This window comes from Paenibacillus abyssi (assembly GCF_014640295.1).
Taxonomy (GTDB): domain Bacteria; phylum Bacillota; class Bacilli; order Paenibacillales; family Paenibacillaceae; genus Paenibacillus_D; species Paenibacillus_D abyssi.
The window spans coordinates 144,452-168,583 of sequence record NZ_BMGR01000001.1 but is presented as its reverse complement, the minus strand read 5'-3'; the positions used below and the strand labels follow the sequence as shown (position 1 = coordinate 168,583).

At 53.4% G+C, this 24,132-nt stretch carries 37 protein-coding genes; 1 reads left to right on the top strand and 36 read right to left on the bottom strand.

The window, feature by feature from the left end; genetic code table 11:
• Nucleotides 1-9: 9 nt before the first annotated feature.
• The 29 genes from IEW11_RS01015 to IEW11_RS00875 all read right to left on the bottom strand — a co-directional run bounded on the left by IEW11_RS01015 (nt 10) and on the right by IEW11_RS00875 (nt 17,862).
• Nucleotides 10-447, bottom strand: coding sequence for a 3D domain-containing protein (locus IEW11_RS01015; protein ID WP_188528149.1), 438 nt, complete (start codon nt 445-447; stop codon nt 10-12).
• Complete coding sequence (locus IEW11_RS01010; protein ID WP_188528147.1) at nt 410-754, bottom strand: hypothetical protein; 345 nt, start codon at nt 752-754, stop codon at nt 410-412. The genes IEW11_RS01015 and IEW11_RS01010 overlap by 38 nt, the downstream gene beginning before the upstream one ends.
• A gap of 1 nt (nt 755) precedes the next feature.
• Nucleotides 756-896 (bottom strand): hypothetical protein, encoded by a 141-nt coding sequence (locus IEW11_RS01005; RefSeq protein WP_188528145.1) that lies wholly within the window; start codon nt 894-896, stop codon nt 756-758.
• Nucleotides 884-1,639 carry an FAD-dependent thymidylate synthase gene (gene thyX / locus IEW11_RS01000; RefSeq protein WP_188528143.1) on the bottom strand — a complete coding sequence of 252 codons (756 nt, stop codon included), beginning with the start codon at nt 1,637-1,639 and terminating at the stop codon, nt 884-886. Before thyX ends, IEW11_RS01005 begins: the two co-directional genes overlap by 13 nt.
• The gene (locus IEW11_RS00995) at nt 1,636-1,803 is read right to left on the bottom strand and encodes a hypothetical protein (RefSeq protein ID WP_188528141.1); all 168 of its coding nucleotides are present in this window, start codon (nt 1,801-1,803) and stop codon (nt 1,636-1,638) included. The genes thyX and IEW11_RS00995 overlap by 4 nt, the downstream gene beginning before the upstream one ends.
• Complete coding sequence (locus tag IEW11_RS00990; protein ID WP_188528139.1) at nt 1,800-2,003, bottom strand: hypothetical protein; 204 nt, start codon at nt 2,001-2,003, stop codon at nt 1,800-1,802. The genes IEW11_RS00995 and IEW11_RS00990 overlap by 4 nt, the downstream gene beginning before the upstream one ends.
• Nucleotides 2,004-2,040: 37 nt before the next feature.
• Nucleotides 2,041-2,325: a DNA ligase LigA-related protein gene (locus IEW11_RS25270; RefSeq protein WP_373289280.1), complete on the bottom strand. Its 285-nt coding sequence runs from the start codon at nt 2,323-2,325 to the stop codon at nt 2,041-2,043.
• Complete coding sequence (locus IEW11_RS00980; RefSeq protein WP_188528135.1) at nt 2,318-3,040, bottom strand: PhoH family protein; 723 nt, start codon at nt 3,038-3,040, stop codon at nt 2,318-2,320. Before IEW11_RS00980 ends, IEW11_RS25270 begins: the two co-directional genes overlap by 8 nt.
• A gap of 18 nt (nt 3,041-3,058) precedes the next feature.
• Nucleotides 3,059-3,187, bottom strand: coding sequence for a hypothetical protein (locus IEW11_RS25100; RefSeq protein ID WP_268237352.1), 129 nt, complete (start codon nt 3,185-3,187; stop codon nt 3,059-3,061).
• A gap of 27 nt (nt 3,188-3,214) precedes the next feature.
• Complete coding sequence (nrdJ, locus tag IEW11_RS00975) at nt 3,215-5,458, bottom strand: ribonucleoside-triphosphate reductase, adenosylcobalamin-dependent (RefSeq protein WP_373289278.1); 2,244 nt, start codon at nt 5,456-5,458, stop codon at nt 3,215-3,217.
• Complete coding sequence (locus IEW11_RS00970; protein WP_188528807.1) at nt 5,445-5,621, bottom strand: hypothetical protein; 177 nt, start codon at nt 5,619-5,621, stop codon at nt 5,445-5,447. The genes nrdJ and IEW11_RS00970 overlap by 14 nt, the downstream gene beginning before the upstream one ends.
• On the bottom strand, nt 5,618-6,202 hold the full coding sequence (locus IEW11_RS00965) for a DNA-methyltransferase (protein ID WP_188528131.1): 585 nt from the start codon (nt 6,200-6,202) through the stop codon (nt 5,618-5,620). Before IEW11_RS00965 ends, IEW11_RS00970 begins: the two co-directional genes overlap by 4 nt.
• A gap of 129 nt (nt 6,203-6,331) precedes the next feature.
• Complete coding sequence (locus IEW11_RS00960; protein ID WP_188528129.1) at nt 6,332-6,874, bottom strand: crossover junction endodeoxyribonuclease RuvC; 543 nt, start codon at nt 6,872-6,874, stop codon at nt 6,332-6,334.
• On the bottom strand, nt 6,846-7,064 hold the full coding sequence (locus IEW11_RS00955; RefSeq protein WP_188528128.1) for a hypothetical protein: 219 nt from the start codon (nt 7,062-7,064) through the stop codon (nt 6,846-6,848). The genes IEW11_RS00960 and IEW11_RS00955 overlap by 29 nt, the downstream gene beginning before the upstream one ends.
• Nucleotides 7,061-7,429, bottom strand: a complete 369-nt coding sequence (locus IEW11_RS00950) for a hypothetical protein (protein ID WP_188528126.1) — start codon at nt 7,427-7,429, stop codon at nt 7,061-7,063. Before IEW11_RS00950 ends, IEW11_RS00955 begins: the two co-directional genes overlap by 4 nt.
• Nucleotides 7,429-8,316 (bottom strand): hypothetical protein, encoded by an 888-nt coding sequence (locus IEW11_RS00945; protein WP_229724901.1) that lies wholly within the window; start codon nt 8,314-8,316, stop codon nt 7,429-7,431. Before IEW11_RS00945 ends, IEW11_RS00950 begins: the two co-directional genes overlap by 1 nt.
• 180 nt (nt 8,317-8,496) lie before the next feature.
• The gene (locus IEW11_RS00940) at nt 8,497-9,414 is read right to left on the bottom strand and encodes an RNA ligase family protein (protein WP_188528124.1); all 918 of its coding nucleotides are present in this window, start codon (nt 9,412-9,414) and stop codon (nt 8,497-8,499) included.
• Nucleotides 9,411-9,704 (bottom strand): hypothetical protein, encoded by a 294-nt coding sequence (locus IEW11_RS00935; RefSeq protein WP_188528123.1) that lies wholly within the window; start codon nt 9,702-9,704, stop codon nt 9,411-9,413. The genes IEW11_RS00940 and IEW11_RS00935 overlap by 4 nt, the downstream gene beginning before the upstream one ends.
• Complete coding sequence (locus IEW11_RS00930) at nt 9,704-10,132, bottom strand: hypothetical protein (RefSeq protein WP_188528121.1); 429 nt, start codon at nt 10,130-10,132, stop codon at nt 9,704-9,706. Before IEW11_RS00930 ends, IEW11_RS00935 begins: the two co-directional genes overlap by 1 nt.
• Nucleotides 10,133-10,148: 16 nt before the next feature.
• Complete coding sequence (locus IEW11_RS00925; RefSeq protein WP_229724900.1) at nt 10,149-12,278, bottom strand: DNA polymerase; 2,130 nt, start codon at nt 12,276-12,278, stop codon at nt 10,149-10,151.
• 87 nt (nt 12,279-12,365) lie between these two features.
• Nucleotides 12,366-13,538 (bottom strand): hypothetical protein, encoded by a 1,173-nt coding sequence (locus IEW11_RS00920; protein WP_188528119.1) that lies wholly within the window; start codon nt 13,536-13,538, stop codon nt 12,366-12,368.
• Nucleotides 13,539-13,558: 20 nt separating this feature from the next.
• Entirely contained in the window at nt 13,559-13,759 is a 201-nt protein-coding gene (locus tag IEW11_RS00915) for a hypothetical protein (protein WP_188528117.1), read from the bottom strand.
• On the bottom strand, nt 13,746-14,108 hold the full coding sequence (locus IEW11_RS00910) for a PDDEXK-like family protein (protein WP_188528115.1): 363 nt from the start codon (nt 14,106-14,108) through the stop codon (nt 13,746-13,748). The genes IEW11_RS00915 and IEW11_RS00910 overlap by 14 nt, the downstream gene beginning before the upstream one ends.
• A gap of 52 nt (nt 14,109-14,160) precedes the next feature.
• Nucleotides 14,161-14,412: a hypothetical protein gene (locus IEW11_RS00905; protein ID WP_188528113.1), complete on the bottom strand. Its 252-nt coding sequence runs from the start codon at nt 14,410-14,412 to the stop codon at nt 14,161-14,163.
• Between the two features lie 17 nt (nt 14,413-14,429).
• On the bottom strand, nt 14,430-14,621 hold the full coding sequence (locus IEW11_RS00900; protein ID WP_188528112.1) for a hypothetical protein: 192 nt from the start codon (nt 14,619-14,621) through the stop codon (nt 14,430-14,432).
• An 18-nt stretch (nt 14,622-14,639) separates the two neighbouring features.
• Nucleotides 14,640-15,428: a hypothetical protein gene (locus tag IEW11_RS00895; RefSeq protein WP_188528110.1), complete on the bottom strand. Its 789-nt coding sequence runs from the start codon at nt 15,426-15,428 to the stop codon at nt 14,640-14,642.
• A gap of 890 nt (nt 15,429-16,318) precedes the next feature.
• Entirely contained in the window at nt 16,319-16,885 is a 567-nt protein-coding gene (locus IEW11_RS00885) for a hypothetical protein (protein WP_188528107.1), read from the bottom strand.
• Complete coding sequence (locus IEW11_RS00880) at nt 16,882-17,052, bottom strand: hypothetical protein (RefSeq protein ID WP_188528105.1); 171 nt, start codon at nt 17,050-17,052, stop codon at nt 16,882-16,884. Before IEW11_RS00880 ends, IEW11_RS00885 begins: the two co-directional genes overlap by 4 nt.
• A 213-nt stretch (nt 17,053-17,265) precedes the next feature.
• The gene (locus IEW11_RS00875) at nt 17,266-17,862 is read right to left on the bottom strand and encodes a sigma factor (protein WP_188528103.1); all 597 of its coding nucleotides are present in this window, start codon (nt 17,860-17,862) and stop codon (nt 17,266-17,268) included.
• Between the two features lie 116 nt (nt 17,863-17,978).
• Between IEW11_RS00875 and IEW11_RS00870 the strand changes: the two genes are divergently transcribed.
• Entirely contained in the window at nt 17,979-18,209 is a 231-nt protein-coding gene (locus IEW11_RS00870) for a helix-turn-helix domain-containing protein (protein ID WP_188528101.1), read from the top strand.
• A 67-nt stretch (nt 18,210-18,276) separates the two neighbouring features.
• Here the strand turns inward: IEW11_RS00870 and IEW11_RS00865 are convergent, their stop codons facing one another.
• From IEW11_RS00865 to IEW11_RS00835, 7 genes are all read right to left on the bottom strand, one after another.
• Nucleotides 18,277-19,251 carry a toprim domain-containing protein gene (locus IEW11_RS00865; RefSeq protein WP_188528099.1) on the bottom strand — a complete coding sequence of 325 codons (975 nt, stop codon included), beginning with the start codon at nt 19,249-19,251 and terminating at the stop codon, nt 18,277-18,279.
• 55 nt (nt 19,252-19,306) lie between these two features.
• Nucleotides 19,307-20,677 (bottom strand): DnaB-like helicase C-terminal domain-containing protein, encoded by a 1,371-nt coding sequence (locus IEW11_RS00860; protein WP_188528097.1) that lies wholly within the window; start codon nt 20,675-20,677, stop codon nt 19,307-19,309.
• The gene (locus tag IEW11_RS00855; protein WP_188528095.1) at nt 20,674-21,441 is read right to left on the bottom strand and encodes an ATP-binding protein; all 768 of its coding nucleotides are present in this window, start codon (nt 21,439-21,441) and stop codon (nt 20,674-20,676) included. The genes IEW11_RS00860 and IEW11_RS00855 overlap by 4 nt, the downstream gene beginning before the upstream one ends.
• Before the next feature lie 6 nt (nt 21,442-21,447).
• Entirely contained in the window at nt 21,448-21,792 is a 345-nt protein-coding gene (locus IEW11_RS00850) for a BC1872 family protein (protein WP_188528093.1), read from the bottom strand.
• A gap of 140 nt (nt 21,793-21,932) precedes the next feature.
• Nucleotides 21,933-22,133: a hypothetical protein gene (locus IEW11_RS00845; RefSeq protein ID WP_188528091.1), complete on the bottom strand. Its 201-nt coding sequence runs from the start codon at nt 22,131-22,133 to the stop codon at nt 21,933-21,935.
• 20 nt (nt 22,134-22,153) lie between these two features.
• The gene (locus tag IEW11_RS00840; RefSeq protein ID WP_188528090.1) at nt 22,154-22,963 is read right to left on the bottom strand and encodes a hypothetical protein; all 810 of its coding nucleotides are present in this window, start codon (nt 22,961-22,963) and stop codon (nt 22,154-22,156) included.
• On the bottom strand, nt 22,960-24,009 hold the full coding sequence (locus IEW11_RS00835; RefSeq protein ID WP_188528088.1) for a ParB N-terminal domain-containing protein: 1,050 nt from the start codon (nt 24,007-24,009) through the stop codon (nt 22,960-22,962). Before IEW11_RS00835 ends, IEW11_RS00840 begins: the two co-directional genes overlap by 4 nt.
• Nucleotides 24,010-24,132 lie beyond the last annotated feature (123 nt).

Below are 24,132 nucleotides of genomic sequence, written 5' to 3'. Positions count from 1 at the left end.
TGACGCGCCTTACGGCGATGACAAGAGCCGCACATCCACGTCCTGCCGCCCGAACTCGATCGCGCCGTCATACGTTTCGTGCAATACGTCAATCCTGCGCCCTTTAATGTCCCCGCCGATGTCCTGCGCCGTCGCTTCGAATGTGCTTCCGTCGGCTAAACGCACTTCCACGACGGAGCCGAGCGGTATGACGGCGGGATCGGTCGCGATGATATTGCGTCCATCTTCGTCAAATATCGTGTGCCTTACGTCGAGTCCGCTCTTCGTGATTCCGATGCAGCCGCGGCATTTGGCGGTGTACGCGGTCGCCTCGTACGTTTGCCACGTTTCGGTCACGGGCGGATCGGGCGTTGGCTCTACGTTCATTCCCGCTAACAATGCGAGTAGTAGCGTGATGATAGCGGAAATATTAGCGGTCATCACCTCCGAATGCTTCGTCCAATTCACGGTCAATATCCGCAATTAAGCGATCACGTGCAGTTTCTCGCGTAACAACTTCGAGGTCTTCGTAGCGGAAGAAATCGTAGTCTGAACCGTCGATACGTTCACATCTAACCGGATGCTCGTCATCGTCGTCGTCGTAATCAACGTCTGTTACCTTTGCGATACAGCCAACCGGGATATCTTCGTAAACCCCCGTTTGTAATACTATTACTACGCTACCTACCGTAATCTCTTCGCGCATCTTCGCCTCCAACTCCGCTACCTCTGCGCGTTTCTTAGCCAACAATTGCGCCGTCGTTAATTTCGCCATTCTATCGTCCCCTTTTCGTTAATTTATCCGCGAGCCATTCGCAGACTTGACGTAATCGAAGCGATTCCGCGAATGCATCGAATAGTCCGCGCCAAGCTTTGCGCAGTTCTTCTAATCGTTCCTCGAACGTCACGCGGAACATCCGAAAAAGCCCGCTGTCCACGCGTCAACATTTACGATCTCCTCGCGGAGCCTTTCCGCCAGGTCAGCGATTTCCCACTGCGCTCCGTTGCCCGGACGCCGCTTACCGTAAAATTCGATCAGCGCGCGCAGATTAGCGGTCATAACGAGATTGCACGCGGCGGCATTCGGGAGGACATACCGGGCATCCTCCGCGAGCACTCCGCAAGCGCGCAGCCTATCGTACACGTCCTGCGCGTAGTCCATTACGGATTCGTACAGTCCTGCCGCATCAGAATCGTTATACGTGCGGTCCGGCTCGATTTTATCCGGCGTGATTGACGGAGGCGTAACGTAATCAAAGCCTTGGGAGCGGTCTTTGCTACCGAACTTAACGTAGCGCTGCGACTGGACGCTGAACGAGAATTGACGGTGACGCGTGAGTTGCGCGAGTAGCGACCGCGATACACCTTCGATTGCGAACGTATAACTGACGTGCTCCAAAGTAGACGAGTGCTTGCTCCGGATAATATGGCGGAATAACCGGTCAGCGTCCGTACCACCTTCGCCATCTGACGCGGAGGAACCGAAGTATTTATGCGACTCCTCCGTGATGATTTCGGATGGTTTCAGCGGTGAGTAACACGTTCGGATAGCGGTCAACGCTACGGCTGCGCGGTCAGACGGTTTATCGACCGTGTACATTTCGAGCAACTGCGCGAATCCGTCCGATAGCGCCGTGTGGGCGATGAGTTGTACGTTCAATTTGCGTCCTCCTTCGCTACTAATTCGTTGTATTCCGTAATCCAATCCGTAGGAATCCGAATACCGGCGTCCAGATAGCGGGTAATCGCATTTTGTATTTCGATTCTACGTTGTTCGTCGCGTACGAAACGCGGCACGAGGCCAATCGGTGGTTTAACGTTCATTCCGCTACCTCCTCAACCCGTACGTTTACGTCAACTTCCGCATTGTCATCCATTTCGCGGAGGAACATCTGTTGAGTATCCGCCTTCACTTCGGCGACACGTTCCTCGCGTTGTTCTGGCGTAAGAGATTCGTAGTACTGCGTCGTCTCTTCGTCAAGCACGGACCGAGCGTTCACTTCGATGGTCATTACGTATTTCATCCGATCGCCTCCTCGTTATAATACGTACACATTCGCGCTATTTCGGGACATCGCGCATCAAACGTTCCGCCGCCGCAATCGCCCACGCATTCCACGGTAAATCGTAGCCGGTCGTACCGTCCCATGCCGCGAACTCATCCGCAAAGGGAGCCGCCGCGCTTTCGTCCGGATAAAGGGCCTGCAGGTCCCGCAATTCGTACGCCCACCGATCGAACGTTGCATCGTCGATAACGGACGTACAGAAACGGTAGTATAGGACGGAGTGGACGTAGAGCTGGCGTCGGCGATGCGTTATGCGTGCGGTGATGTCCGCGCTACCCAACGTTGCCTCGCGCTTCTAGCTCCGCGAATTCCACCGGCATATCGTGATTCCGTAAGATACGCTCAACCACGTCGACGACCGGATGGCGCTGTACCTCCGTTAGATTAACGTGGTCAAAGTATTCGTGAGCTCCGACTTCGTATAATCCGGAGAGTAAGCGATACAAACCGTTCGTCTCCGGCTTACGCAGGCGTTCGTCGTCAATCTGCGCGAAGTTGCCGAGAAATACGATCTTGGTGCCGGTCGACGGACGCGTTGCGATCGTACCGATAACGTGGGGATCGAGATTTTGCGATTCATCCGTTATGACAAACGTATGGAGGAACGAGCCGCCACGCATCGTCTGGATCGGATCGAAAAAGAGCCTACGTTTATCCTCGCCGCCCGACGTTAAATAGTGATACGTTTGTTTGGCGGCCGGTGCCATCGCGTCCAGATTATCGAGGAACGGACGCATAAACGGGTACGTTTTCCCTTCGTGTAGGTCGCCCGGCAGGAATCCGAGATCTACGCCAACCTGCGTCTGCATCCGCGTGTACATCATCTTCCGGAAGTCCTGCGCGTCAGTTAGACGGTGAAGGCCGACCGCCTGCGTGATTAGCGTCTTACCCGTACCGGCAGGTCCCGTAAGAAACAGTAGCGGCTTATCGTTCATGAGTGCGCTGATTGCCGCACGCTGTCCGTCATTCCTTGCGCTGATTCCGTAGTATGCCATATGGCCGCGCCTCCTCGTTTATTTCGTAAACTTATCGTCAATCTTACGTGACTCTTCCGGTGTAACTCGGTCGATATCCGTAAACCTCCGGAGAAACGGATGCAGCCGTATAGACCGGAGAATTTCGTACATTTTTATCGATGCCATACGCTGCATCCCTCCGAAATTTAATCGCTATCTAATCGGACACGCTCCGGTAGAACAATCCGGATCACCCGCGTCAAGTTCAGAAATTCCCGTCGTCTCGTAGCGTGTCAGAATCGCGGGATCGAACGGCTTCATTTCGGTCGCCATCCGCTCATACGTTTCGCGGTCGATCGCTTCGTACGGAGCCAGCGCGTAGGAGCCGCCATCGAGCGCGAGGAACGATACCGCCGTAAATTCGTCCCACTTTTCGTATACGATCGATTCGACTTCCGCCCACTCATGCGGACGCACCGTAATCGTATTCGACGAGTTATGCTCGGTATAATAACGCTGGAATGCGAAGTACGTATCGAGCTGACGCGCGGCGCTTACGTCGTCCTTCGTTTCAGTCGCGCCGGACGCAACGGGGAAGTCGATTACGTACGTTCTCGCGTTTTTCATCCGTTCTTCGTGCGTTTCGCCCGGCGTTCCCACCTCCGGATTGACCGTCCATCCGAGATCGAGTACGGCGCGCGCTAACGGATCGGCCGCGTTAATGCGGATACGGCGGATATAATACGGCGAGTGTGACCAGTGGAGTCCGGACGAAACTCCGCCCGCCACTTGCGATATCGTACCTTCCGGCTTAACCGTCGTAACGAGTAGCGGCGATGATACGCGGAGTTGCTTGGCGTAACGGTCGGCCTCTTCCCTCGCCATCGTTCCGAGACGTTTAAGTAGCGATCTCCCCATAAACGAGGCATCCCCGGCAAACTTAGCGGTAGCGTCCTTTACTCCGGTCAATGACGTTCCTAGCAGTCTATCTCGTTGCTGTACCGCATCCCAATGCGGAATCTCAAGCTGCGCGAGTGTCATACGAAGGCCGGCCCGTGCGGACAACCGTTGCGCTTCGTAAATACCGTGTTTGTCCAATACGCCTCCGTCACTCATGAACGCCGTCATATTAACGGTTGTCAAGTTGCACACGCCGTATGAATCGAGCAGTATCTCCGCGCACGGATTAAGCCCCTCCGCATTCGGACGCCGTCTACGCGCTTCTTCGAGATTAACGAAGCCTGGCTCGCCTTCCGCCTGCATCATCGTGAACACAAGGTTCAATTGTTCGCGCGACGGCTGCGTTTCGAACGCGATCGAGTTATTCGACATCCGACGGTGATGTAGCGGCCGCGCATTCGGATCGAACAACGGTAGCGATTCGAGAAACGCCGCTTCCTTTTCGAGTCCGAGCGCGCGTGTCTTCCGGACAACGTCCGTGTGCTTATCTGCGTCCCATATACCGTTGAGTCCGTACTTAGCGAAGATACACTCGTAATCGTCCGCGTCCATAAGGAAGATTTCCGCTGTCCTACGCACCCCGCCGATCACTACGTTGTTACCAATGAGATTCGCGATATCAAGGATATGAATCGGCCGAACCCTTGCGTAACCTTTTTCAGCGTCGACGATTTCGAGCGGCTCAAGCAACGGGTCGATCCGGTTCTTTATTACGGAGTCGATGCCGTCAAACATTTCACGCAATGGTTCCGGTCCCGATGCCGTTCCGCCGAAAGTCTTCAAACGTTCACCGTGCGGACGTACGGAGTTGTACGAAATCTTAACGGTGTGGATATGTTCATACTCCGACTTCGTCAAGATGTCGAAGTAAATACGTAGGGAGTCCACCCAACCGAGCTTTGAATCACCTACGTAAAGCTTCGCGTATCCATTTCCCATATCACGTAAAACGGTATCCTCGTAACGGGCCGACTCTGGAACCGGATCATATTCCGAGTGAAGAAGTGTTGTATTCGCACGGATCGGCGCCATCTCTCTTGCGAATTTCTTCGTACTCTTCAGTCCGCAGCCGGTTCCAACCATTAGCAGATAAAAAATATCACCGAGGTCTGACCATGACCGAACGTTCGAGAAGGAGCAATTAAAATTGGATAGTGCTGACATTTCTGCTACCGGAGTTCCGCCGACCCATAACGTACGGCCAGATAAGAACTGGCGCAGATTGAACATGTTATCGAATAGCAACTCCGCCTCTTTACGGTGCCACTCGTAATCGACCGGATAGCCGATGCGCGTAAGGTGCTTTACCGCCAGGCTGACGTTATATTCCGCAGCGCGGCGGCACGTCTCGCGCCAGTTCTCGCGGCGGCCCTGCGTCGGAAGCCAACGTGAATAGGTGCGGTAGTATACGAATTGACCGAGCGCGTTCATGTGCGTTGGAAACTCGGGATAAGCGGCGATAAAGTCTTCCGTAAGTAAGCGTTCATTTTTCGTCAAAATTGGCGTTCTCCCCTTCGATTCGTTGTAGTTGCGCCTCAACTTGCGCCTTCCTTTCGTTCAGCCGCGCGATGTCCTCCGTACGAATCCGTAAGCAGTATTCGATTTCCGCGAGTTCGTGACGGAGGGAGCGCGCGTATCTGGCGTTGAATTCTACGTTCATTTGGCGTCCACCGCATTTACCGAATCCAACCGGATGTTGCCTACTGTCACATAATCCGTTTCGAGTTCGAACGCGATGAAATCGCGCCCTTCTTCCGCAGCCGCTACGCAAGTTGATGCGGTACCTGCGAATCCGTCTAATACAACGTCGCCCGGATCGCTTGAGTTGCGGATGAATCTACGCAACAACTCCGTCGGCTTTTCGGTCGGATGCGTCAGTTTTAAACTCGGGATCTTAGCGCAGTCGATCACGTCCGGCAATCGTTTGTCGCGTAAAAGTGACCGTCCTTTGTGACCGAACAGAACGAGTTCGTGCTTCGGCCCATACGAACCCTTCAGGTCGCCTGTACCGTGGACGTTCTTGTTCCACACAATAAGATTCTTTAGTTTAAAATGGCGTTCGAATTCTTGTTTAAAGAAATCGATATGATGCCAACTGCAGAACATATAAATCGCCGTATCGTCCTTCAGTACGCGATGACATTCGGCTAGGTATGCGACGATCAAATCCGTTGAATCGACGTCGTTAGCGATGTGACGGAACTTCTCGTTAGCAACGCGCCGATTGCTACGATAATTCATCAAGTACGGCGGATCGGTTACGACTAGATCAACGCTACCGTCCGGAATCATCCGCATGCCTTCGATGCAGTCACGTTGATATATCCGATTTAGTTCGAGTGAGCCAAGCAGTTTCTTCGTCAGATTACGTCACTCCTTCGTATCGATTAAGTTTTCCCGTATCAGCCACGCCAGTACCACAGCGGCCGCATCGCTATCATCGTAGCCCGCCGCGAATTTGTACTCCGCCGGTAACCGTAGCAATTTACGTACAGCCTCCGCTACTTCCGGCTTTTCGGCGCGACCGTTACCGGTTATGATCTTTTTGACCGACGTAGGCGATAGCGGCGGCTTAACGTCAGCGACCGTGTATCCGTACGTATGGAGCGCTCTGTCCGCCGCTGTCCACGCGTTAAATATCGTTTGCGTTGCGCGTTTATTACGTCCGGCTATGAAGTCCTCGCGAAGTACGAGATCGAACGGGCGGTATGCGTATATATTCGATGCGACGAACGATTCGACTACGGATGAACGGACAGCATCGTTATCGTCCGTAGACGTTGCGACCGACCCCGCGTAGACTAGCGTTGGGATGCGGTTTTTAACGTCGATGACCGCAAGGCCGGGGCTTAGCGAGAGGTCGAGTCCGAGATAGCGCGCTGTATCATTCCGTTTCTTTGCCGCCGTCGTCATCACGCTCCTCCCGTAAAAAGTCCGCGGCGATTGCGACGATCAAGGCGGCCGCGATAAAGATGCGTAACCATAGCGAAGTGTCAACGTCAAATATCGCTATAACTCCGAAGCCGATTCCGAACCCCGCCGCCATTCCCACGCCGAACGTGATGAAACCGTTTAGGATTGCGTGGAAGATACGTTTAATCATTCGGTCACCTCCAACGCGTCGAGTACCGCGGTCAATTCGTCGGCGAACTCGTTACGTCCGCGATAATCACGGCCGAGATTGCCCTCTACGAGACGGTGACGTAACACTGCAATACCCGTCTCTTCTGGCGACCACTGACCTTCGAGTCCGTAGCACGAGCAATGGCCCCCGTTGACCTCGTATAGATTGCCGTCGGATATCTTACGGGCTAAAACGAAGGCTAGACCCGAGTAGTCCTCGTACGAGTAATAACCGAACAACACTTCGTAATCCTCACGGTCGGATACCGGATGCTCATTACCGTAACCCTCGAAATCCTCAAACATCGAGTCCGTGTTCGACCAAATCCCTAAAAATTCCGCCATTACGCAATCGCTCCCTTCCGTATTTCGCGTATTTTATCGAACGCCTCCGCATACTGGCGCTTTTTAAAGTCCGGCAGCCCCGAGCGCATTGTCGCGGCCACTTCCCGTTCAAGTTGCGCCATCTCTTCGTCAGATAACGATAAGGCACACGCGCGCTTAAAGTTATTGAACGTGAAGTTACCGAGATCCAGCGGCGGCGGGCTTCCGTTATCCACCGCGTCGAGTATGTCCGCGAACCGGTCGAGTACGCCCGCCCGCATCTCGTCCGTGATGAAAAGCCCGTGCGCTTTGATATCCGGATTCTTCGCGTACTCATCGTCCGTCATCTCCCATGCCTTTTTCGAGCCGTTAACGTAGAGGATGACGTAATAATCGAGAGGAGCGTCGGCATTTCCGTACATGAGCGAATAGCATACGCATTGCTTAACGTGATCTTCCTTCGGACCGTTACGTTGCGAGTAATCGGACGTTTGCGCCGCCGTCGTTTGCTTCGATTTGATTTCGAGGCCGACGCGTATAGCCTCGCCGTCCTCCGTCACGTAGCGCAGGATGCCGTCGCAGAATCCGTACAATGCGAATGTCTTACCGTTATGCGTTAGCGTCTTGTTGCCGGGCGCGAAGTCCTCGAACATCGGCTCGCCGTATGCGTTGCGTTCGAACGTGAAGCGCGGCTTATCCCCGGTCAGCGCTTCGTAATGTTTCTCCGCGAACAGAATATCGCGCTGAATCATATCGCCTATCGCCGTTCCGACACGGGTCCAGCGCCCTTGGTGCGGAGGCTGACCGCCGCCGTCGCGTTTAGCACCGCGTAACTTTTCGTAAAGACCACGCGGATCAGCGTTGGCACTCGACGGGGAGAAATACGGAATGTCGCGCGGCGGCCACACTTTACGTTGCCTATTCGTAAGTATGTCCGCGTACCACTGGTGAATCTGCGCGTCGAGTGCATCGTCGTACGTTTCCGGTGCGCTGTGCCATGCGTCCAGAAACGCGGTAAAGTCGGCCGCGAGTTGTTCCGGGAGTGATTTCGTAGCCGCTGCGTTTCCTATACGTGTGAATATCGAGATTTAAACCGCCTCCCTTTCGTTTATAATCGTTCGCACAACGGCCGGCAGCGTCTTGCCGATCGCTCGGCGCAGCGCTTTTTCCCCGTAACCTTCCGGAAGGGAGTCCGCTTCTTCCTTCAGTATGTCGTCATATACGCGATTGCCTAGTTCGCGCAGCATAACGCCCATGTCTTCGAGCCCAAAGTCTTCCGGGATAACACGTTCGTCGACGAGTTTGTGCGCCAGTTTCTCGACGCGAGCTTGTGTCATAAACGTTTTAACGAACGTGCTCTCCGCCGTCTCTACGTTTGGGTCACGCGGAGCCTTCTGCGGCTGTATCTCACGGAACGAATCGGATACGAGTTTAACGAACGTTTGCTTGCCGTACTTGTCGCGGAAAGCCACGTTTTTAACGACAATACCTTCGCCGCCGTCCGGTTTCACTGCCAACGCTGACCGACCGACAAGCGACGTCAGGTGATCGTATGATATGAACGGGCCGGCGTAAAGTATCGGTGCAACCGCGATACCTAGGCGCGCAGCTTCCGCAATTACGAAATCAGTCGGCGCGTATGATTGCGTACCCTCGTCGTATATATCGAAGAGGTAAAACGTGCCTGCGTGCTGTCCGTAATCAACTTTATGCTTAACGAGCCATTCACCGTAGTAAACGTAATCAGGTTCCAATTCTCCGGTGTCTATACGCTGTGTCCATTCGTAGAAGCCGCGTAAGTTATTTTCCGGAGATAATTCCGTATTGCGCGAGAACGCTAGTGTCAGCGAATTGTCCCCATCCTCCGATACCCATACGCGAAATGACGCGTTCGCACCGTCAAGCTTCTCGTAAACGGTGATGTACGTTCCCTCGACGATAACGCCGGCTGAATCGCGGTGTCCCATCCGGATAACGTCCGTGTACTTACGTTGGTTATCGCTCATTCTCCGTCCTCCTTCGTATATTCTTCGTCTAACAACCGCTGTATCTCACGCCCCGGCACGCCGCCGTACTTACGTCGATGTAACGTACTGAACGCGAATGCATCCGGCTTAACGTTAATATCGCGGCAGTAATCGACGTAATCGCGTACGTCCTCCGGATCTAGCGCTTCTATAGCGGACGCGTAAGGCTCCCATCCGCAGATACATCCGTGGTCGCCGTATTCGTCCGCAAGTACACGGTGCTGACGTCGGCATTGCGGGCAGCGGTACGTGGCGGTTTCGCGGTTCATTACGAGATACCTACGATTGCTTTCGCCTGCTCCAACGTTTCGCACATCCAAAGTTGCGTACGTTTCTGTTCGAATTGTTTCGCTAGGTCGTCCAGCGGTTTTTTCCGAAGCTGCTCCGTTAGTTCTTCTACGCGTTTCTTATACGCCCCTCCGTCAATATCACGCTGACGACTGTAACTGTGACTGATCTGCGCGTAGGAGCCGTTACCAGTTACCTCATTCAATCTCGCTAGAATTTCGGATGCTTCCTCGACCAACTCTTTAACACGCGCCCGATCCGAAGCGATGCCGAATTCCTCGTCAACCATACGCGTAATCTCTTCGGAAGACGGAATTATAAGCGCCGCCTTCTCCTGTTTCTCCTTCGCGTCCAATACAGCCAACAATGCCTCTACACGTTTAACACCGAGAATCTTCAGTTCTGCCATCGTTTAATCACGTCTCCTATTCGTTCTCATCTTCGTTAAACCACGCGTCCGCATCGACCTTCTTCAGCCAGCGCTCCGGGTTGATCTCGACGTCACAACGGACCGGGCAACGTAGGTTAACCGCGTTCTCCATCGTTGACCGGATGTGGTCGAGCGCCGTCGCCGTAATCGTACGCGGGCAATCGAAGAGCAACTCGTCATGCACCTGTAATAGTATAAACACGTCATATTGCGGAAGGATTAGCTCTAGGTCCGCGATCGCCTGTTTTAATATAGTTCCAGCACCGGCTTGAATCGGAAAGTTACCACCCATACGTTGAGCCGCGAACACCTTCCACCTTTCTTTCGCCTTGATGTCCGTATGCAGCCGCCTTTTACGCCCGTACAGATCCGTTACGAATCCGTCCCTCATTACCTTCGCATGCTGTTCGTCCATATAGCGCTTGATGCCGGGATAGCCGCGGAAGTAATCGTCGATAATCGTTTGTGCGTCCGCCTTCGTAATTTCGAGCGTATCAGCGAGTTTGCCCGCGCCCATTCCGTATACGATACCGAAGTTAACGATTTTCGCCTGCTTTCGGAATTTCGCCGCGGCGTGACCGTCCGTATCCTTATAGCGCTCAATATCCTCGTAAGTGTACGCGCCTTTTGATATTAGCGCAGCCGTTGTCGAGTGGATATCGCGTCCCTGTTCGAACGCTTCGATGAGCACCGTCTCATTTGCCATGTGCGCCAGGACACGCAGCTCAATCTGCGAATAGTCGATCGAGACGAGGATACGGTCGGGACCGGACGCCATAAACAGGTGGCGTATCTCTGGACGTTTGGCGGGTATCTGCTGCGTGTTAGGGTTAGAACACGTAAACCGGCCTGTGGCTGCGCCCCACGTGTTATGCCACGGATGAATTTTACCGTCCGACTTAACGTTGTGCGGTAGTTTTGACGTGAACGCCTGGCGCAGTTTACCTACCGCGCGGTATTCGAGGATCAGCGGAACAATCGGATGTTCCTTCTTAATCCGTTTCAACGCGCGTACACCCGTCGAGCCGTTATCGTTGTCCGGCAGTTTCAAGTCCGTGAACAACTTACGCGATAACTGGACGGGAGAGTTAAGGTTGATATCTTCGCCCAGTAATGTGTAAATTTGCGTCTGCAGCTCCGATTCTTCACGCTCGAACTGCGCATCCAGAGCGTTGGCCATCTCCGTATCAAATCGTATACCGCGAATGTCCGAGCGGATGAACTGGCGGCATACCGGCATTTCGACGTTAAACACTAGCTGCTCGATACGCTTAAGGTCATCGCGCTTACCGTAATGGCCGCGAATCCAGTCGTACAGTTTTAACGTCTTTTCCGTGTCGCCCGCCGCATATGCCAGTGCAACGTCGAGCGGAATTTGGTTAAACGGTGTGCGTCCGAATAGTTGGTCGAAATTATCGCCGGGCATCCGTAGCCAATCCGTACACAGGTCCTTCAGCCGATGACTACGGTTTTCATCGAACGCCATCGCCATGATGCGCGTATCTGCGTGGAGTGTATCGATTAGGTTGACGCCGTATTTGACCGCGAACCATTTGCAATCGAACGGCGCGTTGTGCATGACGTTTGGAATGCGCTCCAGCAGCGGCTTTAGCCGCTCGAAAACGCGTGCCTCCGTCAACTTCGTACGCTCATCGTGGTTCAGCGGAATGTAGAACGAGTAGTCGCGCGTCGATACCGAGAAGCCCGCCATATTACCACTCCACGGATCGAGTGCGCCGTCCGGATTATCCGCGCTACCAAACGTCTCGCAGTCGATCGCGATTATGTCGGCCGCCGCGATAACGTCATGTGCCTGCGTTAACGTCTGATCGTCCCGTACTAATACGTAATGTGTCGGCGTGTTTTCGACTAGTACGCGCAGCGTCTCCGCCTTGTTGCGCTCATTTAATTCCGCCCACATACGGAGCGCTTCCGCCTTACTAAACCGTTTACCGGCGAGGGAGGGTGCTCTGCCTATAAGCCCCTCCGCCATTGCCGCACGCACTTGCCGTAATCGCTCCGCGTCGATATCCGTATTCTTCATCGATAGAATCCGTTGCCATGCGTCCTCTATCGGTTCCGGCACCGCCTCGGCCTTACGTTTGGCAGCTACGCGGAGAGCCACCTTGAGCGCGTTCTTGCCGGCGTCGTCATCCTCGCCAGGTGAGCGTATGTTAAGCGTTAGTTTAACGTCTATTTTCGCTCACCTCCGTTACTTATCGAAACGTTGCTCGACGGGTACGACGAGTTCTACATCGCCGGTATGATCGCGCACGTTCCCGCCGAACTCTACGGCAGTACGTTTTCCGCCACACCAAGACGCCGGCTGATCAACCACGAAACCTACCGTACCTACCGGATGACCGACGCAGCTCCGTACACACCGCACGATATCGCCCGCCTTATACTCGTTCACCTTACGTCCGATTGCGGCCCATTTCGCGGCTTCCTCCGCTTGCTTGCGTTCTGCCTCCGTAACCTTAGCGATTTGGTCCGGCAATGCGTACCCCTTACGGCCGCCTTCTTGCGTTATCTGAACGCGTTTTCCGCTACGGAACGTCGTCTTCGGATCGGAAACTTCGTATATCTCCCCGTTGCTGAATCCGGTTAGCGGATGGTCGCTGCCTCCGCTAATCAAGCGCACCTTATCGCCAATAGCAAATTTGTTGCGCGGATCGAGAGCGTATTTAGCCGCCGCAACCTCTTCGTCCGTGGCACGAACGAGCTGCGATAACAAATGTACGTCAGCTGACTCGCCGCTTAATTTCTCCGTCTGATATACGTATCCGGCGATGCTTTTACGGTCATTTTGCGTTACCTTGACGACTTTATCGTGGTTTCCGTGGCCGGGCTGGTCGACCTTCGCGTACTCTCCGACTTTCAGGCGGGGTGGTTTCGGTGGCTGAGCGGCCTCTACCGGTTCGAGTACGACGTATTCTTCGGACATCAGCGAATAGCCATCGTCAGCGATCGGTGCAAATGCGCCCATCCTCACGGCTTTCACTACGGTACCGCCGCGTCCACCGACGAAATCACGCGTCCTGTAAGCCAACTCACCAACGTTAGCCTCCCGCGCCACTTTACGGTAAGTCACTCCGTTGTGTACGACGAGGTCGGGGGCGGCGGGCTCCGCTACCTTTTCGAATACGGAGAAGTCGTCATCCACTTCGAGTTCGTCATCATCTTCATCTAGAATACGCGCTGACCCGTCCCGAGCTACACGGTAAATGTCGTAGAACGTTCCCTCCGGCAAGTAATTGTCGTAACCACTCGCGTCCATCCGTACGATATCGCCCGCCCGCGCCTCACGGTCAACCTTCGCATACTCTGCGCCCTCAAATTCGATGTGCTCCGCTACCACTTTAACGCCGGTCAATTTCGCCACTTAATCCGCTCCCTTATCGTTTAATTAACGTCACTGTTCGCGTCGATTACGCCGACCGCATCGTACACGCGTTCCATTGCGTATTCAGCCGCGCATTTCGTGCCCCAACCGTTGTGTACGAAGTCAAAGCTGTCGTCTATCCGCAAAACCTCGTCGCCTACGTATATCTCGCCGCGACAATGCGCACAGAACGCGATTACAGCGGCTTCACGCGGATACATCGAATACACTCCGATCTAACGCGATTGGCAACTCGATCCAACGGTTCGTCGCGTCGGCTTCTCCGCACCAGTACTCCCCGCAGAGCCGATTCTCGAACATGAATACGCGGGGAATCTCGCCATCCGATGCCCAGACGGCAACGAAGTAGTCAACGTCGGCTCGGTCGTAAGTGGTCCCGTTCCCTTTCTTCGCGTATACGACGAGGTCGCCGCCGCGGTCCAAACGTTGCCTAATCGTTTTGACCTGTATCTTAACGTGTGCGCCGGTTAGCGGGTCCGTCGCGAGTATATCGTACGCCTCGTCGGTCTCCGCCGTGTGAATCGTCCACCCCGCGGCGAGCAGCGCCATACGCGCCGCCAGCTCCGAATATCTACCGACTATTTCCGTTACATGTGCCGTGTTAATCACGCTCCCCTTCGTCCGGTACGAATATAATCTCGATATCACGCGGCGGCTCCTGCGGATACTCGATCGGACCAATCGCGGCGGCAGGCGTTGGATTCACGCTCACCGCCAGGTTAATATCGGCCGGCCCTACGTACTCCTCAATCGCGCTGAAGAACGCCTGTAACTGCGCGCCCAACCTCGGAAGAGACGCCGCGCTCTTAACGTTAATGCCGACGCTGATCTTGCGTTCGTTACGGTCATCCATCCGACCGCCTCCTCTCGTTAGTCACTACGTTTAATCCCGCTGAATACGAGGTTGGACGCGCTGGATACGAGGAACATTGCCGCGACCGTCCGCCAAAAGCCGATGTCATAATCGAACACGAACGCGATTAGTACGGACACGCCCCACGCTATCAGGGCGTACAGTCCGAGCGATACCAGTACCGCGGCGAGAATAACGATTCCTTTCACGCAATCACCTCCGTTTTATTAAAACGTCATTTCCGGTTCGTCGCCGTCTTCAATCGGAGTCGATTCGTCGGATTGCGTCGAGCTTGCGTTAGAAGCCGCGCCAATCGAAAGGCCTAATCGTGCGATATCAAATCCGGCGATGACGAGATTTTTCGTTTGTTCCGCCTCGTCCAGCATCGTTACGAAGCCTTCGAATTTCTCGAAATCGAACGGCTGGCCCGCTACTTTCACGAAGTTCTCTCGCTCCTTATCCGTCAGATCCTCGTCCATATCAAGGATCGGCGTTAGCGAAACGACCGTATTCGTAGACGCCCCTGTCTTCGATAACTCGAACGCGACTTTATCGAGTTTCTTGGCGTACTTAGCCAGGGCCGCGAAAATGCCGTCCGCCTGTTTTTTCGTCAGGTCGACGAAGCCTTGTTCGCCGTTCTCGAGGTTAACGAAGCCGACAAGATAACGCGGCTTGCTTTTCAGATTACCGGCCTGTCTACGCAGTTCTTCGGCCTTCTTCGCGTCCGACTCTGCTTTTGCATCGGCATAAAGCAAATCCGCGGCACGATCCCAGACCGAGGGATTCGATGTAACGTAGCCCCGCGCGTTCCGTTCCGGCGTTACTTTCGGTGCGAAAGTCGGAACTGTCGGGCTGTATAGACCATGCGCGAAATACTCGACGCTGTCCGTCGTAGACAGGAACCGTACCTTCAACGTCGTGCCGGCGTTAAACTTGACATGTGCGCTAACCTTTTCCTCTTTCGTTGCCTGCGCTGACGTTACGGCTTCTGCGCCTTTCTTCGTGAACAATGACAATTAACAACACCCCTCATCTTAGGTATGATCTATTTCTATACAAAACCCTCTCGGCCGTCCTTCTTGCTACGATTGCTTCCTCGACTGATGCATACCGCCCGACGTGCAGTCTCTTGCCGCCGGAATAAACGCTAACCAGCCATTTCAAATGAAACCTGTCCCAAGCTACGCCGGGATACCCGCTCTTGTCTTGTTGTCGCATCTTGTTCGAGCGTTCTGTTGATTCTCCGCACTTGTGACTCTCTGTAGCGCCCATCGGCAATTGTCTAAGGTGTCATGTAGGACGTGATCGATTTGAACCTTTGAGTCGTCTTCATTCAATAGCCAACGGTGCAATTGCGCTGTGGTCCTAACTCCTCGGTCATTGATGTACGCACCCTTGACATAAAAGCTAGCAACGTCTCTGCTCCAGCCGGCATACCATGTTCCTTCATACTCCTGCGCTCGCGGAAGATCACTCGTAGCAATCAGAGTCTCCATACGCCCGTATTTCGGACTGTTCAAGAATATGGCGGTCGTATCTCCGCGTATTTCGTACTCGTTCTTCAAGTACGTCCTCCTTTCGGATTATCTGGCGTAGTCGATGCGGTCTACATCGTACTCACTCCTCCATAATAAATTTGCGGTAGCGGTCCGGATAATCTCCGGACGGGACGGCCGCGCCGCTACCCTTACGCGGTGGACATAGGATTGCGCTAATCTACGTGTCGACTCCGTAAACTTGCGTCTTACGCTTCGGCAGATGCGCGGCACTAGGCGTACACATCTTTTACGCGTTGACGGATCAAGTCCGCCATTGGTACGCGGCTCCTACGCCCGCCAGACGGTATCAACGCAGATTAACGGTTAACACCGCCTGGCCGACGTAAGAATACGTGCGGCTTCTTACGTTATATGAATGCGCATATACCTTTCGCGATTGTCGTCTTCTCGCGCTTCACCGCGAATATATCAGCATCAACTCGCGCAATCTCAGCGTTAATGCCTGCGATTTCTTCGTCAATTTTGCGTATTAAAACAGTTCGCGTTGCGGTTAGACGCTGCAGATCGGCCTCGGCGCGTTTTACGGCTAGCTCCGCCTTCTTAATCGCCAGACGCTTCAGCTCGCGCGCTTCTGTCCGCTGGGCCGCCTTGAGCGCACGTTTAAGAACTTTCGCCATCGTTTCGCGTAAATCTTCCGGAGCAATATCGCGCGGGTATATCGTAATAACAGTGTCCTCCTGCGGAGCGACGACGATTGCCGTCCGTTTATATGCGTAGAGGCGGCCGCGATTACCGTCCTCGGCGAGAACATCGGAGTCAACTAGCGCAGCTTTACGTAAAAGGTCCATTACGTACATAGGCGCTTGGGAGCGTTCGATACCGAAATGCTCAGCGGCACGATCGCAGGCGTGTGGCTTTACGAATATCTTACCGGTAAAATGCGTGCCGGCCTTCGGATCAATGACGTGGCTCATCCGATACGCACCGCCCTTATCGTACGGATGTTTACGTAATCGGCCGCGTCTTCGTACAACTCGCAGCCTCCGTTATATAAAAACGTAGGATCGGCGGAAAATTTCGTGAAGATACGTTTATTTTTTGAAACCCTTGCGTGAGACTTGCGTATATTATCGTGTAACATCGTTAACGCCTCCTCTACCCGTGTTGACAACGGATATAAATTTAACGTATAATTAGCGAAGAAAATGAATAAAACATAAGACGGCGGGCCATAATTCTAAGAAACACCAAGCATTCAAGAGTATTTATGACTTAATGCCTAAAAGTCGAAAATATTTAGTTGATATGCCGGCTGTTTCAAACAAGCACCGCCGTGGTATAATATTACGTAAGGTTAAACGGCAAGGTACTCGCGGTAATCTCCGAAACGATTAGCGTCGTATCGACGAGACAATGCGCGTAGCTTTCGTTTAACAACCTCGTGGTGAAGTCCTAGCGCTTTAGCGAGCGCCGTGATGGACGGATACTGCGGAAACTTCGTTACAATTAGCGTTGTAACGGGGTCGACCTGGTCAGGGTCACTATTTACGAGGAAGTCGATCAGTTGGCGCTGGTCGGCTTCTTTTTTTCTATGCATTCGTTCGATTACATACTCTTCTAGACTAGGTCCGCTTTCTGCGACTTCGGATGTTGGCGCATCCTCATCTTCGTCTGTCTTTGCGATAGCTGATATCAAGCTAACTCTGCGGTAATATGTGCCGTCCCTCTCGCGGATAACGTCCATTGCTCTTCGCCGTAAGCATCCATTAATCCACGTAATTAGTGTCGCCCCATACGCACTGTCGTAGTCCCTATAAGCGACCCATATCTCTTCACTAAGCTGACTTACAAACTCTGCTGCCGGAACCCCGCTCTGCTTGCTATAGCGTAGACTAATATTATGTATGGTCCTCTTCATCTCGAGGAACACACGGTCAAACTCATTTTCCATTTGGCCATCTCCTTTTCGCTCTATATAGTATTATTCGGATATACTTCTCACTTCGCACACTTCGCATGAAAATTATGTTAATATATTTTTGAAGACTTTTACGGAGGGGCGCGCCGATGCGATACACAATCGGACGCTGTTACATTCCGGAATTACTACATAAACGTGGTTGGACACAACGCCGATTAGCTGATGTGTCCGGTGTTAGCGAAAAGACGATCTCGCACTATACAACCGGTGAGCGCAAGCATATGACGATCGACGTAGCCGTATCACTCGCGGACGCTCTAGGCGTAAGCCCGCGTGACCTTTTTGAATTTATTCCGGTTAAGCAGCGTTTAGGGTAAACTGCGGTTTACCTCCGGTATAAATTCTCCGTATAGTAGAATAATAACGCCTAATCCCCGCTGGTATCTACGTAAAATTCTGGAAACGTTCAAATTTCCGACACAATTTCTTCGAAATGACCTCCGTATTTGAGACGTTGTTTGCCCACTCGTTTACGTCCTTGTACGCGATAGGCACGACCGCCAGCCGCACGTCAATCCTCTCGCCTAATTCCGCTACGATACGGTTACGCCACGCGCGGCCTGCCGCATCATTATCGCGATATAACGTGATCTCTTCGATCGGCGACCGCAGGATTAAGTCGCGTTTGGCTGCGGTAAACGCTGTGCCGCCCGTTGCGATTGCCGGTATGCCCGCGCTCATTAACGTTAAAGCGTCAATTTCCGCCTCCACTATCGCACATTTCCGAATATTCTGACGATAGATGACGTCTATAGCATACAGCATCTCGCGTATCGGGCGCGAGTTACTTTCGTACCAGAACGTTTTGCTATCTACGTGTCGATATTTGACGTTTCCTAGCGTACCATCCGGATTAAACCACGGTATCGTTACGGCCCTACGTCTTTTGTCGTAGCCGATCCGCATTAGACGCTGGACCGGTTCGCTTATGCCGCGGCCGCCGAGGTACGGCGAGCGGAACTTATAACGGTCGAGTACCGCGCTGCTAATCCGCGTAACCCGTTTCACGTCCGGCTTTAATCGCGGCAGCTTTAGCGTTATTTCCGCTGATTCGTCCGGGGCTTGACCGTATTTCGCGTGAAGATAATCGCAAGTTTCCTCGTACGTCTCGTCGCGCAGGAATACGAGTAGTTTTACGAAGCCGCCCGACGAATACTCCGGATCACTTGCGCCGCTATCCGCCCAGCCTCCGTGTTCCAGGTTAACGAAGAAACTCGGCGTCCTGTCATACCGGAACGGGCTGGCTGCGATCAGCTTTACGCCGGACCATGACGGACGTATCCACGGAAAGTCTTCGAGTTCGGCGCGAATGTCTACGTCCAGTTCGGCGGGTCCGCTCGGGCCTCGTATCGTGAGCAATCGTCCTCACCTCTTTATTTTACGTGATCTGCGTTGTTTTGTCGCCCGGCCTTTCCTAAAAGTTTCCTGAAAATTGCGCAGCTATGTCCGCCGCTACCGGCTCACGTACGATTCCGTAATTCGGCAGATATACGATTTCAACTAATGCGTCCTCGCCGCCATCGCGCCCTTTTCCGATAGATATAACGCCGCGACCTTCGTTCGCCAACGTGTCGACTCCGATAAGCGCCGCGCCATCTTCGAGGAGCTGCTTCGTTTTCTTTACCTCCGCGCGTTTTGGCGGCTTCATTTCGCGCACACCATCGTCACCCTTTTCGGAGGCATCTTCGTCAGCCTGCGTAATGGCGATCGTAACAACATCGAGCGCGCCTGTCATGATCCGCAATTTTCGCGAGGTGGCCGCAGCGTCACCGCCCGCTGTCTTTGACGTATTCGTTTCGTAATCCAAGTAGTAAAACGGATCTACGATAACAACGTCGGCTCCCGTTTCGAGGATATCCGCTTTGAGTGCGGTAAGCGACCGGTCGATAAAGCCCTCATCGTTTGTCGCGCGGAGTATGATGCGGCCCGGAAGAATATCGTTCAACTCCGCGATAAACGACTCGAAGGCCGCCTCGTACTCTGCAGGTAATTTCGCCGTTCGTAGCGCCTTTGCGTCAAAACCTGCGTCGTAATCTACGCCTTCGATTGTCGCTGTCATCACGCCGCTTCTTCCGCTTATGGACGAAAATGCCCGCGCCATCCATTCGAACCAACTCATCTCTAGCGCCCATACGAGGACAGTCGCGCCTTGGAACGCGAACTCTATCGCCTCCTCCATCGTTACGACGGATTTGCCGCGGCCTGATCGCGCGTAGACAACGTACATGTTTGACGAAAAGTAGCCGCCAATTGCCTCGTTCACGCCCGGAAACTTCGACCGCCAGATTCGACCGGATAAGCCAGCGGCGCGTGCGCGATATTCCGCGAGAAACTTGTCCGCTTGGCGAGCGATGTCAATACCTACCGATTTACGAACGTTTGTTCTTATTTTAATCTCGGATAGGCGATCCGTCAATAACGAAATGAAGTCGTCTACGGTGCCGCTCTTACCGATAGATTCGTACTGGCGCTTGATCTCGCCGGTGCCATCGCTAAGGAACTCGCCAATAATCCGTTTACCGTACGATTCCTTCATTTTACGCGTCAGATACTCGTACGAATCGGTCACGGCGGGCACATACGTAAAGTCAGGCACGGCTACGGTTAGCGTTGCGTAAGACGGTGCGGTCCCGCCATTCTCCGCGCTATATTTGCGGATAAAATCGTACGCGGCGCACGTCACTTTGTCGTCAGCGAAGTGTTCGCGTAATAAACCGAATCGGTCAAGCGCAGGCACGTCGTTAGCGTCGATAATTTTCGATAGTAGCGGTTCAGCTACGCTCATGTTCGCATCCCCCTCCGTGATTCACCTTTGAACGTTATCTCCGCGCACAGATCCCGTATGCGGTCCGCGAGCCGACGGTCGAATAGCGCGCCGATCTCACTTAGCGGAATATTTGACGTATATATCGTCGGCAGCTCGGACGCCACTCGCGTATTGATCACCGTATGCAAATCGGCTCGGAATGCTTCAGATGCGTCACGTACGCCGATATCATCCGCGACCAGGAACGGTACATTCATTGATATACGTTGCGCTGCGTAATAACGCTCGGCGGCGGGCGCGGCTACGTCTTCGGGGACTCGCGGCCGGTTGAACGCGTTATAATCCGTCTGCCACTCGTTTACGTCGAGAAAGTACGCCGGCCGTTCGAGCGGCGTCAGCCCGCGCTTAACGCTACCTATATAATGCGCGATCAAATATTCGTTCAGCAGCGCGGCGGCCGTCGTCGTCTTACCGGTGCCGGGCGCGAGCGAGTACAGATATAACGATTTGATCCGGAGGTCGTCACCGCTAAATTGCCGCGTAAATGTCGCCGCGTACTTATCCGCAGATCGGTAGACGTCTGGTTGGCCTTCGCGTGCTGGACTCGTAGCAAGCGTTAGTAACCGATAAGCGTCCGGAACATTTGCCGCGCCGACACGTCCGGAAGCGCCGGCAAGTCCGTGTACCGCGATATAGGCGGCGCATAGGCGGTTGCAGGCGGGCGAGTCCGCGAGTGAACAGCGTGCGGCGAGTAGGCAGCGGCTAGCGTGTTTATCGCTCAAATTGCGTCACTCCTTCGTTATGCGGGCTATTAATGCCGCGAGACATATCGCTTCGGGCGCGGTCGGGGCCGAAACGTACCAGCCCGGATGGCCTAGCGATGCCGTTACGTCCCCGCCAAACCCTCCGATATCGAAGCGGTCGGACGTGTTGACGACCGCCCACGCTGCGGAAATGTCCGTCGTGTAGTACGGCAATGCTTGGCGTATACCAACGTCAGTAAAAACGGATATGCTACCGTTCGGCCTCCGTTCGCGTTCGACAGTCTTACCGAACGCGACCTCCGCCACCCACGCGTCACGTTCACGCGGCGTTAACGTTTCCCACTTTGCTACGACTTCATCGCGTGTCATCTACCGTCCACCTCCGTTAACAACTCGCCTATAATTCGCACGCCAAACGTCAGCCAGCCGCCTATTCCCGCGGTTATCCGCCATCTCCGCAAGCTGCAGGAACAATCGTGGCGGGCACTCTACGTAATCTACTACGCGGCTCATCTCGTCACCAATTCCGCCAGCCTAACGAGCCGGTCCGCTTGTTGGCGCGAGTATCCGATTGACGCGGTCCACTCGTAGAAGCCGCCAATTTCATCCGCTAGGCCCGACCGTTTGATGTGCGCCAGGTGCGCGCCGATAGCGAGCGATGCGTGCGTTTGCGTTATAGATGCGTTTGTGTTACGATTAATAGCGTTCATATTCGTATCCCCTTTCGTGTTTATCCGATCGACCGGATTTCACGTAGCTTTTGCATAATAGTAGACGTGCTTAACTTTAACTTCGTAATTGCGTGTGCAACCGCGCCCTCCGTAAATATCGGGTCTTTTGCGCGATTAAGATTTATTACGTTATCCGACGTGTCCATAAGCGTGAGTTTACTCGTAATGAGTCCCTTGCGTCTTTGGAAATAAAGCGAATCTTGGTGGTACTGTTGGATATATTCACGCATCTTTCCCTCGTCCGAAAATTGCCTAAGTGCTGAGTCATCGCGCAGATCTACCCCCATAGCGCGCATAAACTTACGGAAGTCAGGGATTTCTGTACTTAATCTGCGCATAAGTGCGATTCCGGCCGCTGTCTCAGCATGTCTCGATAGGTGGACTCCTGCGATATAGTCACACTGAATGCTTTCTACAAGAGCCGCGGCCCTGAATCCGTAAAACAAGTCGTGCTCCGTCTTCCTCCTTGCCCTGAGAGACGCCATCATCTTGCGGTGATTCGCGTTTGAATACTCCACAACGATCTCTGCTCGTTTATGTGCGTTTGAAACCGTAATTTTATGACCCTTACCGGATGACGCCCCGTACATTTGCGCGGAAAGATTAGTCGTAAATAGCGGTATTAAACATGAATGCTGTCCCCGCTCGATAACGCCTTTATCGGTAAGATGATGCGTGACGTTCGGTGATTGCAGTACCAGGTCAGCCGCAGTCTCTTCCGCAAACAAATCCATGCTGCTTTTCGCTCCGCTTTCTAAAAAGCGCTCGTAATTCGTGAATACCCGTCTGCCTAAGTTTTCGTTTTTCATCTACCGTTTCCTCCCATAGTTTCGGATATGATGCGTTGTCCTTCCTCCGTGCGCGACTCCCGTATAACCTCCGCAACTTGTTCCGCTAGCTCCCGTGTGTGTTCGTTATTATCAAACTCCGCGATCAACAGTAGCCCGCCTTCTATAACGCGCTTTAACTTCGTGATGTAAATGTCAGTGGACTCGCGGTCGGCTCCGAGAAGTGCATCGTAATCAGCCACGAAGCGTACGGCGTAATCGCGAAAATCACGTTCCGCGCGGTAGCGGAGAAGATTGTCTTCACTTAACGTAGATTGTCCGCCAACTTGCGGAACCTTTTCGTCCGCCTCCGCGTTGCGTTTAATTTCGTCAAGGCGCGATTTCTTTGCGGATGGGCGTTTCGGCATCTTTACAATATTTGACGGTGACTGCGATTCCTTGCGTTTCTTCGTCTCTGTGTACGCCTTATTTATCGTCATATCACCAGATTTTACTTTTGCAAATAGATCCGGCTCGTCACGCTGTACAGCCATCAGATACTCCATAGATGATTTCCCGATACTGGCCTTCTCCGCAAGTATACGACTTACAGTTGACTTTGGGGTCGCTTCTCCCAGATCTGGGATAACCGTATCTATTCGGCCTAACAGCATATTCGTTTCCTCTGCCGCCTTACGTTGACGTTCTCGGGCTTCCTCTCGCACCTTCTCGACCAATTCCGTAAATTCAAGTACGATCGCCGCACGTTGTCCCGGCTCTAGTTGGCGTCGCAACACCGCCGAATCCGCCATCCGTCTGAGCGCCTCGTCTTCGGTAATGTCAAAGAATAATACTGGAATCAACCGAATGCCGATCTCTTTCGCTTTCCGTAAACGGTGTCTGCCGTCGAATACTTTTCCGTTCTTAAGCGCGAATACCGGATCTGTAATCTCGCCTCGCTCCTCGACTCTCGTGCTAAAGTCCGTCCACTCTTCCGGAGACATTTCCGGAATGCGATGTGATTCGGGATGTTCGATTAAATCGTTAGGGTTAACGTACTGAAATATCGGTTCATTTTCTACTGCCATTTCGCCATCTCCCTTCGTGTTCTTATTTTATTAAGAACATGTGTTCTTGTCTACGATTAAAAATTAACGCAAGATAACCTCGCGCTGCTTACCGAAGTGGTCGGCGTAGCTGTTAGCGGATCT